Source organism: Microbacterium sp. EF45047 (genome assembly GCF_028472845.1).
Taxonomy (GTDB): Bacteria; Actinomycetota; Actinomycetes; order Actinomycetales; family Microbacteriaceae; genus Microbacterium; species Microbacterium neungamense.
The window spans coordinates 1,319,407-1,335,387 of record NZ_CP069429.1 but is presented as its reverse complement, the minus strand read 5'-3'; the positions used below and the strand labels follow the sequence as shown (position 1 = coordinate 1,335,387).

General features: G+C 71.7%; 14 protein-coding genes and 1 pseudogene. 3 read left to right on the top strand and 12 right to left on the bottom strand.

Going from position 1 to position 15,981, the window contains the following annotated elements; translation table 11 throughout:
- Positions 1-9 precede the first annotated feature (9 nt).
- The 9 genes from secF to pdxS all read right to left on the bottom strand — a co-directional run bounded on the left by secF (position 10) and on the right by pdxS (position 8,041).
- A complete protein-coding gene (gene secF, locus JRG78_RS06420; protein ID WP_259605911.1) occupies positions 10-996 on the bottom strand; it encodes a protein translocase subunit SecF in 987 nt (328 codons plus the stop codon).
- Complete coding sequence (gene secD / locus JRG78_RS06415; protein ID WP_259605910.1) at positions 996-2,720, bottom strand: protein translocase subunit SecD; 1,725 nt, start codon at positions 2,718-2,720, stop codon at positions 996-998. Before secD ends, secF begins: the two co-directional genes overlap by 1 nt.
- Before the next feature lie 31 nt (positions 2,721-2,751).
- Positions 2,752-3,210 carry a preprotein translocase subunit YajC gene (locus JRG78_RS06410; protein ID WP_259605909.1) on the bottom strand — a complete coding sequence of 153 codons (459 nt, stop codon included), beginning with the start codon at positions 3,208-3,210 and terminating at the stop codon, positions 2,752-2,754.
- Positions 3,211-3,279: 69 nt separating this feature from the next.
- Positions 3,280-4,308 (bottom strand): Holliday junction branch migration DNA helicase RuvB, encoded by a 1,029-nt coding sequence (ruvB, locus tag JRG78_RS06405; protein WP_259605908.1) that lies wholly within the window; start codon positions 4,306-4,308, stop codon positions 3,280-3,282.
- On the bottom strand, positions 4,301-4,909 hold the full coding sequence (gene ruvA, locus JRG78_RS06400) for a Holliday junction branch migration protein RuvA (RefSeq protein WP_259605907.1): 609 nt from the start codon (positions 4,907-4,909) through the stop codon (positions 4,301-4,303). The genes ruvB and ruvA overlap by 8 nt, the downstream gene beginning before the upstream one ends.
- A gap of 9 nt (positions 4,910-4,918) precedes the next feature.
- Positions 4,919-5,497 carry a crossover junction endodeoxyribonuclease RuvC gene (gene ruvC, locus JRG78_RS06395; RefSeq protein ID WP_259605906.1) on the bottom strand — a complete coding sequence of 193 codons (579 nt, stop codon included), beginning with the start codon at positions 5,495-5,497 and terminating at the stop codon, positions 4,919-4,921.
- Between the two features lie 118 nt (positions 5,498-5,615).
- Positions 5,616-6,377 carry a YebC/PmpR family DNA-binding transcriptional regulator gene (locus JRG78_RS06390; protein WP_272653208.1) on the bottom strand — a complete coding sequence of 254 codons (762 nt, stop codon included), beginning with the start codon at positions 6,375-6,377 and terminating at the stop codon, positions 5,616-5,618.
- Between the two features lie 130 nt (positions 6,378-6,507).
- Positions 6,508-7,143 carry a pyridoxal 5'-phosphate synthase glutaminase subunit PdxT gene (gene pdxT / locus JRG78_RS06385; RefSeq protein WP_259605904.1) on the bottom strand — a complete coding sequence of 212 codons (636 nt, stop codon included), beginning with the start codon at positions 7,141-7,143 and terminating at the stop codon, positions 6,508-6,510.
- On the bottom strand, positions 7,133-8,041 hold the full coding sequence (gene pdxS / locus JRG78_RS06380) for a pyridoxal 5'-phosphate synthase lyase subunit PdxS (RefSeq protein WP_272653207.1): 909 nt from the start codon (positions 8,039-8,041) through the stop codon (positions 7,133-7,135). The genes pdxT and pdxS overlap by 11 nt, the downstream gene beginning before the upstream one ends.
- Before the next feature lie 79 nt (positions 8,042-8,120).
- Between pdxS and JRG78_RS06375 the strand changes: the two genes are divergently transcribed.
- Positions 8,121-9,428, top strand: coding sequence for an aminotransferase class I/II-fold pyridoxal phosphate-dependent enzyme (locus tag JRG78_RS06375; protein ID WP_259605902.1), 1,308 nt, complete (start codon positions 8,121-8,123; stop codon positions 9,426-9,428).
- An 86-nt stretch (positions 9,429-9,514) separates the two neighbouring features.
- Positions 9,515-10,367: pseudogene (gene pdxY / locus JRG78_RS06370) on the top strand (pyridoxal kinase PdxY).
- Positions 10,368-10,414: 47 nt separating this feature from the next.
- Here the strand turns inward: pdxY and JRG78_RS06365 are convergent.
- From JRG78_RS06365 to JRG78_RS06355, 3 genes are all read right to left on the bottom strand, one after another.
- Positions 10,415-10,942 carry an HIT family protein gene (locus JRG78_RS06365; protein WP_259605901.1) on the bottom strand — a complete coding sequence of 176 codons (528 nt, stop codon included), beginning with the start codon at positions 10,940-10,942 and terminating at the stop codon, positions 10,415-10,417.
- A complete protein-coding gene (gene thrS / locus JRG78_RS06360; protein WP_259608145.1) occupies positions 10,939-12,870 on the bottom strand; it encodes a threonine--tRNA ligase in 1,932 nt (643 codons plus the stop codon). The genes JRG78_RS06365 and thrS overlap by 4 nt, the downstream gene beginning before the upstream one ends.
- A 67-nt stretch (positions 12,871-12,937) precedes the next feature.
- Positions 12,938-13,276 (bottom strand): DUF6098 family protein, encoded by a 339-nt coding sequence (locus JRG78_RS06355; RefSeq protein WP_259608144.1) that lies wholly within the window; start codon positions 13,274-13,276, stop codon positions 12,938-12,940.
- 163 nt (positions 13,277-13,439) lie between these two features.
- On the opposite strand from JRG78_RS06355, the gene JRG78_RS06350 reads away from it, so the two are divergent.
- A complete protein-coding gene (locus JRG78_RS06350; protein WP_259605900.1) occupies positions 13,440-15,974 on the top strand; it encodes a M20/M25/M40 family metallo-hydrolase in 2,535 nt (844 codons plus the stop codon).
- Positions 15,975-15,981 lie beyond the last annotated feature (7 nt).

Below are 15,981 nucleotides of genomic sequence, written 5' to 3'. Positions count from 1 at the left end.
CCGCTCCCATCAGACGCGGGCGGCCGGACGCCGCGCCTCGAGGACCTTCGCGTCCCGCTCCGCGATGGCGGGCTCCCTCTCCCGCAGCAGCGAGTACAGCGGCGCAGCGACGAACAGCGTGGAGTAGGTGGCCACGATGATGCCGACGAAGATCGACAGCGAGATGTCGGTGAGCGTCTCCGCGCCCAGCCAGAACGCGCCGATGAACAGGATCGCGCCGACCGGCAGCGCGGCCACGACCGAGGTGTTGATCGAGCGGATCAGGGTCTGGTTCACCGCGAGGTTCACCGACTCGCCGAAGGTGCGGCTGCTCTGCTCGCCGTCCTCGGTGGTGTTCTCGCGGATCTTGTCGAACACGACGGTGGTGTCGTACAGCGAATAGGCGAGGATCGTCAGGAAGCCGATCACCGCGGCGGGCGAGATCTCGAAGCCGGCCAGCGCGTAGACGCCGATCGTGATCACGAGCACGTCCAGCAGGCCGATGATGGCTGCCGCCGACATCTTCCAGGTGCGGAAGTAGATCGCCAGGATCAGGAAGGTGAGGGCGAGGAAGATCGCCAGGCCCCACAGCGACTGGCGCGTGACGTTCTCACCCCACGCCGGGCCGATGAACGAGTTCGCCACCTCGTCGGCGGGGACGTCGTACGCCTCGGCGAGGGCCGCGGCGACCTGCTGCGTCTCCTCCGGGCTCATCTGATCGGTCTGCACCCGCACGTCGCGGCCGCCGACGATGACCACCTTGGTGGTCGCCTCGGGGACGATCGAGCGCACGGCATCCGTCGCGCGGCCCTGGTCCGTGCTCTCCGGCGCCTGCACGGTGAACTGCGAGCCGCCGGTGAACTCGATCGAGAACTGGATGGGGCGGATCAGCGGCACCAGGGCGGAGCCGACCACGAGCAGGATCGCGATGAGGAACCACAGCCGCCGCTTCGCGACGAACGGGAAGGACACCTTCCCGGAGTAGAGCTTGTTGCCGAACTCGTTCATGGAGAACATCAGGCGTCCCGGTCCTTTCCGGCATCCGCGCCCTGTGCGGCGAGAGCCTCGGCGCGCTTGCGCTCGGCGATGGTCTGGCGCCGGTCGGCCTCCGCGCGGGAGGCCTTGTTGCGGGCCGCGCGCCCGGCCGGGCCGGTGGCGACGGCGCGGTACTGCGAGCGGCCCCGGTACACGGCGCCGAGCGACTCCGGGTCGAGACCGGAGAGGCGGTGCCCGCCGCCGAAGAAACGGGTGCGCACCAGCAGCTGCATCACCGGATGCGTGAAGATCACGAAGATGAACACGTCGATGAGCGTGGTCAGGCCCAGCGTGAACGCGAAGCCCTTCACGGTGGCGTCGGCGAGGATGTACAGCACGACCGCGGCCAGCACGTTGATCGACTTCGAGATGTAGATGGTGCGCTTCGCGCGCCCCCAGCCGTCCTCGACGGCGGCGGTGACCGACTTGCCGTCGCGCAGCTCGTCGCGGATGCGCTCGAAGTAGACGATGAACGAGTCGGCGGTGAAGCCGATCGACACGATCAGACCCGCGACGCCGGCGAGCGACAAGCGGAAGCCCATCCGCCAGGCGAGGATGCAGACGATGATGTAGGTCAGCACCCCCATCACCGCGATGGACGCGATGATCACCCAGCCGAGGGCGCGGTAGCTGAGCAGCGAGTAGACGGCGACGAGGGCGAGGCCGATGAGGCCGGCGATCAGGCCGATCTGCAGCTGCTGCGACCCGAGCGTCGCCGAGATGGTGTCGGAGCTCTCCACGGTGAAGCTCAGCGGCAGTGCGCCGTAGCGCAGCTGGTCGGCGAGGACCGTGGCCGACTCCTGGGTGAACGACCCGGAGATGCTCGGGCGGCCGTTCATGATCGCCGCCTCCATGCGCGGGGCGGAGATGACGGTGCCGTCCAGCACGAAGGCGAACTGGTCGCGCGGGGTGAGGCCGGCGATCCGGTTCTGGTTCAGGCGGACGCTGATGTCGCCGAAGACCTCGGTGCCCTTCTCGTCGAGCGTGAGCTGCACGGTCCACGCGCCCGAGGTGGGGTCGCGGCCGGCGACGGCGTCGTCGATGACGGAGCCGTCCAGCTCGGCCGGGCCGAGGAGGTACTTGACCTGGCCGGTGGGGTCGCAGGCCACCAGCGGCTGGTCCTTCGGGGCCTCGGCGGGGTCGCGCTCGGCGGAGCAGTCGTGGGAGAGGAACTCGGCCTGCACGCGCTCGGTCGCCCACGCCGGGTCGCTGGCGTCGGTGGGCTCGGGCGTGGGGACCGCGTTCATGGTGTCGGCCGGCGTGGGGTACGGCGTGGCGTTGCCGTCCTCGCCGACGAACTCGGTGGCGGCGTCGGTGGCCGCGAGCACGGCGCGGAACTCCAGCTGCGCGGATGCCTGGATCCGCGCCCGGGTCTCGTCGTCCACCGCGCCGGGCACCTGGACGACGATGTTGCGTCCGCCCTCGGTGGTGATGTCGGACTCGCCGACGCCGGAGGCGTCGACGCGCTGGCGGATGATCGCGGCGGCCTGGTCCAGCTGCTCCTGGCTGGGGTCGGCCCCGTCCTCGGTCTGGGCGCCCAGGATGATCTGGGTGCCGCCCTGCAGGTCGAGGGCCAGCTCGGGCGTCCACGAGCTCTTGCCGAACACGTGCACGCCCAGCGCGTTCACGCCGAACAGCGCCGCTGTGACCAGGAGCAGGCCGAGGAGGACCCGCCAGGCATGGCGGACCGGAGAGGATGTTGCCACGAAGTCCCGCTTTCCGAGGATCAGATCCGCGTCAGATGTCGCCGTCGCGCTCCAGCCGGGCGCGGGTCTCCTCCGGCGTCTCCGGTCGCGACGGCGCGGCGTCGGCCGGTCGCGCCTCGTCCTCGATCACCGGGGCGGCGGCACCGGCCTCGGCGGTGACAGTCGCGTCCGCGTCGTCCGCGAGGGTCGCGTCCGCGGCGGTCGTGCCCGCGACGGCATCCGTCGGCTCGACGATGCGCAGGATCGCCTGGCTGTGCACGTCGATCACGACGCCGGGGGCGATCTCGATGCGGGCCGGCTTGTCCAGGTCGACCGCGTCGTACTCGACGATGGTGCCGTACAGGCCGCCCTGCAGGAGGACGCGCGCGCCGGGGACGGACTTGGCCGCCTTCTCCTCCTGCTCGGCCTTCATCTGCTTCTGCCGCTTGCGGGTGTTGACGAACATGAACACGAGCATCACGGCGAGCAGGCCGAAGAGGATGATTTCCATGAGGATGGAGCCTTTCGAAGGGCGACCGCCGTGCGCGGCGGTGCGGAGGGGGCGGGAAGCCTTCAGCGATTATAGGTCATCGAACAATGCCGCCCCCTCGGCGCGTGGCACGCCGAGATGCGCGTACGCCTCGGGCATGGCGATGCGTCCGCGGGGGGTGCGACCGAGGAATCCGATCCGCACCAGGTACGGCTCCACGACGCTCTCCACCGTCTCGGCCTCCTCGCCCACGGCGACCGCCAGGGTGCTCAGCCCGACCGGCCCGCCGCGGAAGCGGTGGACCAGGGCGTCGAGCACGGCGCGGTCGAGGCGGTCGAGGCCGATCGCGTCGACGTCATAGAGCTCGAGGGCCGCGCGGACGTCGGCGAGGGTCGCCGAGGCGCCCTGACCGTGCACGAGCGCGTAGTCGCGCACCCGCCGCAGCAGCCGGTTGGCGATGCGCGGAGTGCCGCGGGAGCGCCGCGCGATCTCGGCGAGGGCGTCGGTGGGCAGCGACACGCCCAGCACGGTGGCGGAGCGGGCGATCACGCGCTCCAGCTCGTCCTCGCCGTAGTACTCCAGATGACCGGTGAAGCCGAAACGGTCGCGCAGCGGATTGGGCAGCAGGCCCGAGCGCGTGGTGGCGCCGACGAGCGTGAACGGTGCGAGGTCGAGCGGGATGCTGGTGGCGCCGGCGCCCTTCCCGACCATGATGTCGATGCGGAAGTCCTCCATCGCCAGGTACAGCATCTCCTCCGCGGAGCGGGCCATGCGGTGGATCTCGTCGATGAACAGCACCTCGCCGGGGGTGAGGCTGGACAGCAGGGCCGCCAGGTCGCCGGCGTGCTGGATGGCCGGACCGCTGGACAGGCGCAGCGGGCGCCGGCTCTCGTGCGCGACGATCATCGCCAGCGTGGTCTTGCCCAGGCCCGGAGGGCCGGCGAGCAAAATGTGGTCGGCCGGGCGCTCCTGGATGCGGGCGGCCTCGAGCAGCAGCTGCAGCTGGCCGCGCACCTTCGGCTGCCCGACGAACTCGCCCAGGCTCGAGGGCCGCAGCGCGCCCTCGATCGCCAGCTCGGTCTCGTCCAGCGGCTCGGCCGCGTCGCGCGCCTCAGACACGCTGCGCCCCCGGCCCCAGCGCCGCCAGGGTGCGGCGCAGCAGTGCGGACACGGACTCGCGTTCGGCATCCGTCGCGTCCTGCGCGGTCTGCGCGGCGGCCTCGGCGGCGACCTTCTCCGACCAGCCCAGCCCGACGAGGGCGGCGGCGACCTGCTCGGTGACCGAGGAGACGGCGGCCGGTGCCGGAGCGGAGGCGACGCGGGGCCGCACCTTGCCCGCGAGCTGGACGACGATCAGCTTGGCGGTCTTCGGGCCGATGCCGGAGACCCGCCGGAACGGCGCGTCGTCCTCGCCGCCCACCGCCTCGGCGATCTGGTCGACGGTGAGGTGCGAGAGCACCCCCAGCGCCGACTTGGGGCCGACGCCGGTGACGCTGAGCAGCTGCCCGAAGATCTCCAGCTCGTCGCGGTCGGCGAACCCGTACAGCGTCAGGGCGTCCTCGCGCACGATCAGGCTGGTGTGCAGCTGCAGCTGCTCCCCCACGATCGCGGTGTGTGCGACGTCGCCGGGGACGAACACGGCGAACCCGACACCGCCGGTCTCGACGATGACGTGGTCGGAGGCGGTGTGCAGCACCGTGCCGCGCAGGGAGGAGATCATGGGTATAGCCTAACGAGCAGGTCGTACATACGTTCGAGCGACACGCTCCGCTTCGGCCCAGGCCCGCTGCGCGGGGGTGAGCGCGCCGGAGCCGGGAGCGGACGCGGAGCCCTGCCGCCACGCGTGGCACAGCGCGATCGCGAGGGCGTCGGCGGCGTCCGCGGGCTGCGGCGCGGCGTCCAGGCGCAGGATCCGCGCGATCATCGACTGCACCTGGCGCTTGTCGGCCGAGCCGTAGCCGGTGACGGCGGCCTTCACCTCGCTCGGGGTGTGGGTCTGCGCGGGCAGCCCGGCCTCGGCGGCGACGAGCAGGGCGACGCCGGATGCCTGGGCGGTGCCCATCACGGTCTGCACGTTGTGCTGGGCGAACACCCGCTCGACTGCGACGGCCTGCGGGCGGTGCTCCTCGATCACGGCTCGGATGCCGGCCGCGACGCGGGCCAGACGCACCGAGATGTCGGCATCCGCCGGCGTGCGCACCACCCCGACGTGCACCAGCGTCACGCGGCGCGACCGGTCGACGTCGACGATGCCGACGCCGCAGCGGGTGAGGCCCGGGTCGATGCCGAGAACGCGCAGGGAGGTCACTCCCCCAGGCTATGCGCGCCCGCCGGCGTCACGTCGAGGACGCGCGGGCAGCGTCACAGCAGCGCGCGATTCGCGATGCCACCGGTCGTCGAGCGAGCGATCGAAGCGACCAGACGCGTCACTCGTCGTCGGTCTCGAGTTCCGCCTGCACCTCGGGAGACAAGTCGAAGTTGCTGTAGACGTTCTGCACGTCGTCGCTGTCCTCGAGGGCGTCGATGAGCCGGAACACCTTGCGGGCGGTGTCGGCGTCGATCTCCACCTTCAGGTTCGGCACGAACTCGACGTCGGCGGACTCGTAGTCGAGGCCCGCCTCCTGCAGCGCCTTGCGCACCTCGACCATGTTCGACGGGTCGGTGATGACCTCGAACCCCTGGGCGTGCGGCTCGATCTCCTCCGCGCCCGCCTCGAGCGCGGCCATCATCACGTCGTCCTCGGTGGTGCCCTCGCCGGAGACGACGATGACGCCCTTGCGGCTGAAGTTGTAGGCCACCGAGCCCGGGTCGGCGAGCGTGCCGCCGTTGCGGCTGAGCGCGGTGCGCACCTCGGCGGCGGCGCGGTTCTTGTTGTCGGTGAGCACCTCGATCATCAGGGCGACGCCGGAGGGGCCGTACCCCTCGTACGTGATGTTCTGGTACTCGACGGCCTCGCCGCCGATGCCGGCGCCGCGCTTGATCGCGCGGTCGATGTTGTCGTTGGGGACCGAGGTCTTCTTCGCCTTCTGGACGGCGTCGTAGAGCGTCGGGTTGCCGGCCAGGTCGGGCCCGCCGAGCTTCGCGGCGACCTCGATGTTCTTGATGAGCGTGGCGAACGACTTCGCGCGGCGCGCGTCGATGACGGCCTTCTTGTGCTTGGTCGTCGCCCACTTGGAGTGCCCGGACATATCTCTCCGCTCGTGTGTTCCGCCCCCGTTCGGAAAGAGGGCGTCGTCCATTCTATGCGTCCGCGACGGCGCCTCGTCCGGCGGCCGCGGGGCCCGCTCGGGCGGTCGACGCCGCCGGCGACCGCGGAGCTCAGCGCCCTGCGCGCGTGAGCGCCGCGGGGACGGGGCCGGTCCGGCGCGCGTGGACGTGATCCAGGAAGCGGCGGTGGAACCGGGTCTCCCCGGAGATCTCCGGATGGAAGCTCAGCCCGATCAGGCCGCCCTGCTCGACCGCGACGACCCGCCCGTCCTCGAGCGCGCCGAGCGGGGTGGCGGCGGGTCCGACGGATTCCACGACCGGGCCGCGGATGAACGCCGCGTGCACCGGCGCCGGGCCGAGCGCCGGCACGTCCAGCTCGGCCTCGAACGATTCGGTCTGCCGTCCGAAGGCGTTGCGGCGCACGACGACGTCGAGCCCGCCGAAGGTCTGCTGCCCCTCGATGGCGTCCCGCACCGTGTCGGCGAGCATGATCAAGCCCGCGCACGTGCCGAGCACCGGCATCCCGTCGCGGATCGCGTCGCGGATGGGCTGCTGCAGGCCGAAGATGCGGGAGAGCTTGTCGATCACGGTCGACTCGCCGCCGGGGATGACCAGCCCGGACACGCCGGCGAGCTCCTGCGGCCGGCGCACCGCCACGACGTCGGCGCCGAGCCCGGCGAGCAGGGCGGCGTGCTCGCGCACGTCGCCCTGCAGCGCGAGGACGCCGACCCGGGGGTTACCAGCCACGCTCGGCGAGCCGGTGCGGCGCCGGCAGGTCGGAGACGTTGATGCCGACCATCGCCTCGCCCAGCCCTCGCGACACGTCGGCGATCACCTTCGGGTCGTCGTAGAACGTGGTCGCCTTCACGATGGCGGCGGCCCGCGCGACGGGGTCGCCGGACTTGAAGATGCCCGAGCCCACGAACACGCCGTCCGCGCCCAGCTGCATCATCATCGCGGCATCCGCGGGCGTAGCCACGCCGCCGGCGACGAACAGCACGACGGGCAGCTTGCCGGTCTCGGCGACCTCGGCGACCAGGTCGTACGGCGCCTGCAGCTCCTTGGCGGCGACGTACAGCTCATCCTTGGCCAGCGACTGCAGGGCGGCGATCTCACCGCGGATCTTGCGGATGTGCTTCATCGCCTCCGAGACGTCGCCGGTGCCGGCCTCGCCCTTGGAGCGGATCATCGCCGCACCCTCGGTGATGCGGCGCAGGGCCTCGCCGAGGTTGGTCGCCCCGCACACGAAGGGGACGGTGAACTGCCACTTGTCGATGTGGTTGACGTAGTCCGCCGGGGAGAGCACCTCGGACTCGTCGATGTAGTCCACGCGCAGCTCCTGCAGCACCTGCGCCTCGACGAAGTGCCCGATGCGCGCCTTCGCCATCACCGGGATCGAGACGGCGTCGATGATGCCGTCGATCATGTCCGGGTCGCTCATCCGCGAGACGCCGCCCTGTGCGCGGATGTCCGCGGGGACCCGCTCGAGCGCCATGACGGCGACGGCGCCGGCATCCTCGGCGATCTTCGCCTGATCGGGGGTGACGACGTCCATGATGACGCCGCCCTTGAGCATCTCGGCCAGGCCGCGCTTGACGCGCTGCGAGCCGGTGGTCGGGGTGCTGAGCTCTTCCAGGGTGGTCATGGTCACTCCTTGTGACAAAGTCGGGTTTGGCCTATGTCAAACCATAGCACCGGCCCGGATGCCCCGTAGACTCGTGACGATGGACGACGTGATCACCGGGACGACCGCCGCCGAGATCGCCGACAGCGTGCGGTCGCTGCGGGAACGCGGGATGCTGCGCCCTGGCGACGCCCTGCCGCCCGTGCGCGAGCTGGCGGCGCGGCTGGGCGTGAACCGGAACACGGCGGTCTCCGCCTACCGGCAGCTGGCTCAGGCCGGTCTCGTCGTCTCCCGCGGCCGCGCCGGCACCGTGGTCGCCGGCGCCGAGACGTTCGCCCAGGAGGGCGTCGCGCACGACACCGTGCTGCAGGACGTCGGCTCCGGCAACCCCGACCCCCGGCTCATCCCGGACCCGACACCGGCGCTCGGCCGCATCGTGGGGCGGCCCGTGCTCTACGGCGAGCCGGTGATCGACGCCGGTCTCGAGGCCTGGGCCGAGGAGTGGGCGCGCGCCGACCTCGGCCGCGACGATCTGCGGATCAGCGTCACCAGCGGCGCCGTGGACGCCGTGGAGCGGCTGCTCGCGCAGGCGCTTCTGCGCGACGACGCCGTCGCCCTGGAGGACCCCTGCTTCCTCGCCAGCATCCACACCGTGCGCCTCGGCGGCTATCGCGCCGTCCCGGTGCCCGTGGACGACGAGGGCATGACCGTGGACGGGCTGCGCGCCGCTCTCGACGCCGGCGTGCGGGCCGTGATCTGCACGCCCCGGGCGCAGAACCCGACCGGCGTCAGCCTCTCCCCCGCCCGCGCGGCGGCGCTGCGGGAAGTGCTCGCCGCGCATCCGTACGTGCTGGTGATCGAGGACGACCACTTCTCGCTGCTGTCGCAGCATCCCTACGCGACGCTGATCGGGCCCGGGCACCGGCGCTACGCGCTGGTGCGCTCGGTGTCGAAGTTCCTCGGGCCGGACATGTGCCTGGCCATCGCGGCCACCGATCCGACCACCGCCGAGCGGCTGGCGATGCGGCTCAGCCCCGGAACGACGTGGGTCAGCCATCTGCTGCAGCGGCTCGCGCACGCGCAGCTCACCGACCCGCAGGTGCGGCAGCGGATCGACGCCGCCGGCCGGCACTACGCCGACCGCAACGCCGCGTTCGCGGCGGGACTGGCAGCGCGCGGCATCCGCACCTCCTCCGCCGACGGCCTCAGCCTGTGGGTCGAGCTCGATGTGCCGGCCCGCCGGGCCGCGGAGGCGCTGATGCGGCGCGGCTGGCTCGCGCGCACCGGCGACGAGTTCCGGCTGGACGACGCCGGGCCGGCATCCCGCCACCTGCGGCTGACCGTGCACGATCTCGACGACGAGGCGGCCGAGCGGCTGCTCGACGACCTCGCCGCCGCAGCCCGATGAGCGCGGCGCGCTGACGGATGCGCCGCCGGGCACATCGCCCGGGTCGGCTGCCGGGGGTGCGCCGGGCGGAATGAGAGGATGGCGGGATGAAGATCCTCTCGATCCAGTCCGCCGTCGCCTACGGCCATGTGGGCAACTCCGCGGCCGTGTTCCCGCTGCAGCGCATCGGCGTGGAGGTGCTGCCGGTCTACACGGTCAACTTCTCCAACCACACCGGGTACGGCGCGTGGCGCGGTCCGCTGATCGACCCGGCGGATGTGCGCGAGGTCATCACCGGCGTCGAGGAGCGCGGGGTCCTGCCGCAGATCGACGCCGTGCTCAGCGGCTATCAGGGCGGCGAGGGCATCGCGGATGTGATCATCGACGCCGTGTCGCGGGTGAAGGCCGCGAACCCGGATGCCGTGTACGCGTGCGACCCGGTGATGGGCAACGCCAAGTCCGGATGCTTCGTCGCCCCCGGCGATCCCCGACCTGCTGCGCGACCGCGTGGTGCCGGTGGCCGACATCATCACGCCGAACCAGTTCGAGCTCGGCTACCTCACCGGCACCGAGCCCGCCGATCTGGAATCGACGCTCGCCTCGGTGGACGCCGCGCGGGCGATGGGGCCCTCGACCGTGCTGGTGACCAGCGTGGAGCGCCCGGATCGCGAGGAGGGCACCATCGAGATGCTCGCCGTGGACGACAAGGGCGCGTGGCTGGTGTCCACGCCGCACCTGCCGATGAAGGCGAACGGCTCCGGCGATGTCACCGCGGCGCTGTTCACCGCGCACTACGTCGGCACGGGCGATGCCAGGACGGCGCTCGAGCGCACCGTGTCGAGCGTGTTCGACCTGCTGCAGACGACGCTGGACTCCGGTGAGCGCGAGCTGCAGCTGATCGAGTCGCAGGAGTTCTACGCGAACCCGCGCCTCCAGTTCACCGCCCGCCGGGTCCGCTGACCCCGCGGTCCGCAGAACGGCACAAACAGAGCCAGGCGGCGAGGCGTTCAGCGGGGCCAGGCGTGGGCGACGGCCTCACGGACCTCGCCGAGCAGCTGCGGCAGCGCCTTCGTCTTGGCGATGATCGGGAAGAAGTTCGCATCCGACGACCACCGCGGCACGATGTGCTGGTGCAGGTGCGCGTCCACGCCGGCACCGGCCACGGCGCCCTGGTTCATGCCCAGGTTGAAGCCGTCGCAGCGCGACACCTCCCGCAGCACCCGCATCCCGGTCTGGGTGAGCGCGCCGATCTCGGCGACCTCCTCCGGGCTGGCCTGGTCGTACGTGGCGATGTGCCGGTACGGGCACACCAGCAGATGACCGGAGTTGTACGGGAACAGGTTCAGCAGCACGAACGCGGTCTCGCCGCGCGCGACGATGAGCCGCTCGGGGTCCGGATGCTTCGGCGCCTCGCAGAACGGGCACTCCTCACGCAGCGGCTCCCGCCCCGCCTGGATGTACGCCATCCGGTGCGGGGTCCACAGCCGCTGGAACTCGTCCGGCACGCCGGCGAGTTGCGCGCCGTCCTCCGTCACGCCAGATCCTCCGCTGTGCGCACGAGCGTGTGGCTCTCCACCGCCCGGCGGATGCGCGCGATCGCCTCGTCCAGCGGCACGCCGTTCTCCTGAGAGCCGTCGCGGAACCGGAACGACACCGTGCCCGCGGCACGGTCCTGCTCCCCCGCGATGAGGATCAGCGGCACCTTCGCGGTGGTGTGGTTGCGGATCTTCTTCTGCATCCGGTCGTCGGAATGGTCCACCTCGGCGCGGATGCCGGCGGCGCGCAGCCGCCCCACGACGTCGTCCAGGTACGGCGCGTACTCCTCAGCCACCGGCACGCCGACCACCTGGGCGGGCGCCAGCCAGAGCGGGAAGTCGCCGGCGTAGTGCTCGAGCAGGATCGCGAAGAACCGCTCGATCGAGCCGAACAGCGCACGGTGGATCATCACCGGCCGGTGGTTCAGCCCGTCCGGGCCGGTGTACTCGAGCTCGAAGCGCTCCGGCTGGTTGAAGTCCAGCTGGATCGTGGACATCTGCCAGGTGCGGCCGATCGCGTCGCGCGCCTGCACCGAGATCTTCGGCCCGTAGAACGCCGCCCCGCCCGGATCCGGCACGAGCTCGAGCCCGGATGCCAGGGCCACCCGCCGCAGCGTCTCGGTGGCGACCTCCCACTGCTCGTCGGAGCCGAGGAACTTGTCCTTGCTGTCGTCCTTCGTGGACAGCTCGAGGTAGAAGTCGTCCAGGCCGTAGTCGCGGAGCACCTTCAGCACGAACTCGAGGTTGCGGGTGAGCTCGGCCTCCACCTGGTCCTGGGCGACGTAGATGTGCGCGTCGTCCTGGGTGAGGCCGCGCACGCGCGTCAGCCCGGACAGGGTGCCGCTCTTCTCGTAGCGGTACACCGTGCCGAACTCCGCCAGCCGCAGCGGCAGTTCGCGGTAGCTGCGGCCGCGCGAGCGGTAGATGAGGTTGTGGAACGGGCAGTTCATCGGCTTCAGGTAATAGTCCTGGCCCTGCCGGGTGACGTTGCCCTCCTCGTCGACGATCGCGTCGAGGTGCATGGGCGGGTACATGCCGTCCGCATAGGTTTGCATGTGCCCGCTGGTGACGAACAGGTCGCCCTTGGTGATGTGCGGGCTGTTCACCATCTCGTAGCCGTGGGCGAGCAGCTGCTCGCGCATGTACCGCTCGATCTCGTACCGGACGATCCCGCCGCGGGGGTGGAAGACGGCCAGCCCCGGGCCGACCTCGTCCGGGAAGGAGAACAGGTCCATCTCGGCGCCCAGGCGCCGGTGGTCGCGCTTGGCGGCCTCCTCGAGCCGCTGCTGGTGGGCCCGCAGCTCGTCCTTGCTCGGCCACGCGGTGCCGTAGATGCGCTGCAGCTGCGGATTCTTCTCGCTGCCGCGCCAGTACGCGGCCGCGACGCGGGTGAGGTCCCAGCCGTTGCCGATCATGCGCGTGTTCGGCAGGTGCGGGCCGCGGCAGAGGTCCTTCCAGACCACCTCGCCGTCGCGGGTGACGTTGTCGTAGATCGTCAGCTCGCCCTCGCCGACCTCCACGGATGCCCCGTCGGCGGCGTTCCCCGCGCCCGGGCCCTTCAGGCCGATCAGCTCGAGCTTGAACGGCTCGTCGGCGAGCTCGGCGCGCGCCTCTTCGTCGGTGACGACGCGGCGCACGAAGCGCTGACCCTCGCGGATGATGCGCTGCATCTCCTTCGAGATGGCCTTCAGATCCTCCGGGGTGAACGGGGTGTCCACGCCGAAGTCGTAGTAGAAGCCGTCGGTGATGGGCGGGCCGATGCCCAGATTCGCCTGGGGCTTGATGCGCTGCACGGCCTGCGCGAGCACGTGCGCCGTGGAGTGGCGGAGGATGCTCAGCCCCTCCTCGCTGTCGATGGTGACCGGTTCGACGTCGTCCGTCTCGGTCACCGTGGCCGCCAAGTCCTTCAGGACGCCGCCGACGCGCATCGCGACGACCGAGCGATCGGGGAACAGGGCGAAGCCGTCGCGCTTCTCGGCGGTCGGCTGGGCGTTCTCAGGCACAGAAGGTCTCCATCCAGGTCGCTTCTAGGCTACCGCCACGCCGCGACCCGGATGAGCGGCCGGAGGGCCTGCTCAGCCGGTGGAGTCCCGCCCCACGTGGAACCGCTCGTGGTAGACGCGCTCCGCCTCCTCCAGCAGTTTCCGGCGCGAGCTGGGCGACCGGCCGCACGTCGTCGAGCAGCGGCTCGCAGTCGGGGCCCCGGCCCACGATCCGCCCGGTGAGCACCCACGCGATGCGGTCGTCGCCCCACCCCTTCGAATAACGGACGGCGAGACCCCGATGAGCTCGCACAAGGCTTTCGAGATCATCGAGGTCTCGCACCAGCGGCATCCCCTCGGCCCGGGATGCCGGGTCCGAGGTCATACGCTCGTGTTGCGTCCCGAGATCGCGCGGATCAGCCAGGCGATCACCGCGATGGCCAGGAGGACGAGCCCGACCCAGAGCAGGAACTGCAGGGACTGCACGAGACCGCCGGTGATGGCCAGGATGATGGGTGCGCATCCCGTCGGTGGCGGCGGATCCCGCACGCCGGGCCGACATGGCGCGATCCGCGCACTGGCTGGCCTCTGCGATGCGCGCCGCGGGCCTGGAGGCGCGGATCCTGCCGACCGGGGACGCGTGGGCCGTCCTCGGCGAGGGCGCCCGCGATCCGGCGGCGCCCACCGTGCTCGTCTACAGCCATCACGATGTGCGTCACGCCAAGCCCGAGCAGTGGCACCAGACCGATCCATTCACGGCCGCGCGACGGGACGGGCGGCTCTACGGGCGCGGCGCCTCCGACGCCAAGGGGCAGGTGCTCGCCCACCTCTGGGCGCTGCGTGCGCACCGCGCCGCATCCCCGCACCCCGTCAACGTCGTGTTCCTCGTCGAAGGCGAGGAGGAGATGGGCTCGCCTCACCTGGCCCAGCTCATCGCGGAGCACGCCGATGATCTCGCCTGCGACCTCGTCGTGTTCTCCGACACGTTGCAATGGCGCGACGACGCCCCCGCGCCGGTGACGTCCATCCGCGGCATCCTGACCGCCACCGTGACGGTCGTCGGGCCGGAGCGCGACGTCCACAGCAGGGTGGCCTCCGGCGTCACCCTCAACCCCGCGTTCGCACTCGCGCGCCTGCTCAGCCGGATCCACGACGATGAAGGACGCATCGCCCTTCCCGGGTTCTACGACGACGTCGAGCCGCTCAGCGCGGAGCGCCGGCGCGAACTCGCGGCACTCCCGTACGACGCGGATGCCTGGACGGAGCGCACCGGCACCCGGCAGATCACTGGGGAGCGCGGCTTCACGCCGTTGGAGCGGCTCTGGGCGCGACTCACCGTCGAGGTGCTGTCCCTGCTGTCGGGAGACCCTGGCGACTTCGATCGCTCGGTGATCCCGGCGCGGGCGACCCTCAGCATCCGCACCGTTCCCCGGCAGCGGATCCAGCGGGTGGCCGACCAGCTGCGCAGGTTCGTCGCCGACGCCGTGCCGGACGACGCGGCTTACGAGCTGAGCGTCGACGAGGCGATCGCGCAGGAGCCGCTCGTCTCTCCCTCAGGGCCGGTCCTGGACGCCCTCGAGCGCGCTCTCGCCGCCGGCTTCGGCACGGCACCGCGGGGGCGGATGGGCAATGCCGGCGGCGGACCGGCCGAGCTGCTGTCCACGCGTCTGCACGTGCCGGTGTACTTCCTCGGCACAGGACCGCCCGAGGGCGGCTGGCACGGCGCCGACGAAAGCGTCGACATCGACACGCTGCTGGCCGGCGCGCGCACCATCGCCCACTTCTGGGACGAACTGTCCGTCCTGGGCCGGGACGCCATCCGAGAGAGCGACAGGATCATGGCTGAGACCCCGACGGGAGTGCCGCCGCTCGTGCGCGAGGCGGCCCTCCGCTTCGTCCGCGACGGCTATCTGTTCGGCATCCGCGGCTATCGGGATGCCGGGGCCGACGCGTTCCGCACGCGCCTGCTCGGGCGCAACGTCGTCGTCGCCCGCGGCGCCGAGGCCGTGCACGTGTTCGGCAGCGGCTTCCAGCGCACCGGCGCCGTCCCGCGCTCGGCCTCGCATCTGCTGCAGGACGAAGGCAGCGTGCAGTCGCTGGAGGGCCCTCGGCACGACGCGCGCAAGGAGCTGATGGTCGAGATCGCCCTGCACGGGCGGGCGCCGCTGGTGGACCTGTTCCACGAGGAGTGGGAGGCCGCGGCAGAGCGCCGGCGCGGCTCACGGGTGTCGCTGCTCGACCTCGGCACGGATGCCCTGGCCCGGGCCGCGCTGCGCTGGGTCGGCCTGCCGTCGGCGGCGGGCGACGCGACCCTCGCCGGCGACCTGCGGGTGATGGTGGACCGGGCCGCGAGCGTGGGTCCGGTGAACTGGGCCGCCCGCGTGCGGCGCCGCCGGGCCGAGGCGTGGGCGCGGCGGATGGTGGAGGATGCGCGGGCCTGGGGCGACGAGGAGACCGCGGTGGGGCGCGTGTCGCACTTCCGAGAGGACGGGCGGATGCTGCCGGCGCCGATCGCCGCGGTCGAGCTGCTGAACCTGGTCCGCCCGGTGGTCGCGGTGGCCCGGTTCATCGCCTTCGCCGGTCACGCGCTGCAGCGCCGGCCGGAATGGGCGCGCCGCATCCGCAACGACGAGATCCTCACCGGCTGGATGGCCGAGGAGATCCGCCGCTTCTACCCGTTCTTCCCGATGATCGGCGGTGTCTCGACCCGGCCGTTCCACCTCTGCGGCGAGCGCTTCCCGGCCGGCCGGTGGATGCTGCTCGATCTGTACGGCACGGATCACGACCCGCGCATCTGGGGCGAGCCGGAGCGGTTCGACCCGGCGCGTTTCGAGAAGGCGCCGGACCACGCCGTGGTCGCGCAGGGCGTCGGCGACATGCTGACCTCGCACCACTGCCCCGGCGAGCGGGCGACGACCGACCTCGTCGCCGCGGCGCTGGAGGAGCTGTCGGATCGCGGCTGGTACACCGTTCCCGACCAGGATCTGCGGATCAGCCTGCGCCGCATCCCGGCACAGCCGCAGGACGGCATGCTCATCGACATCCGCTGAGGGCCCC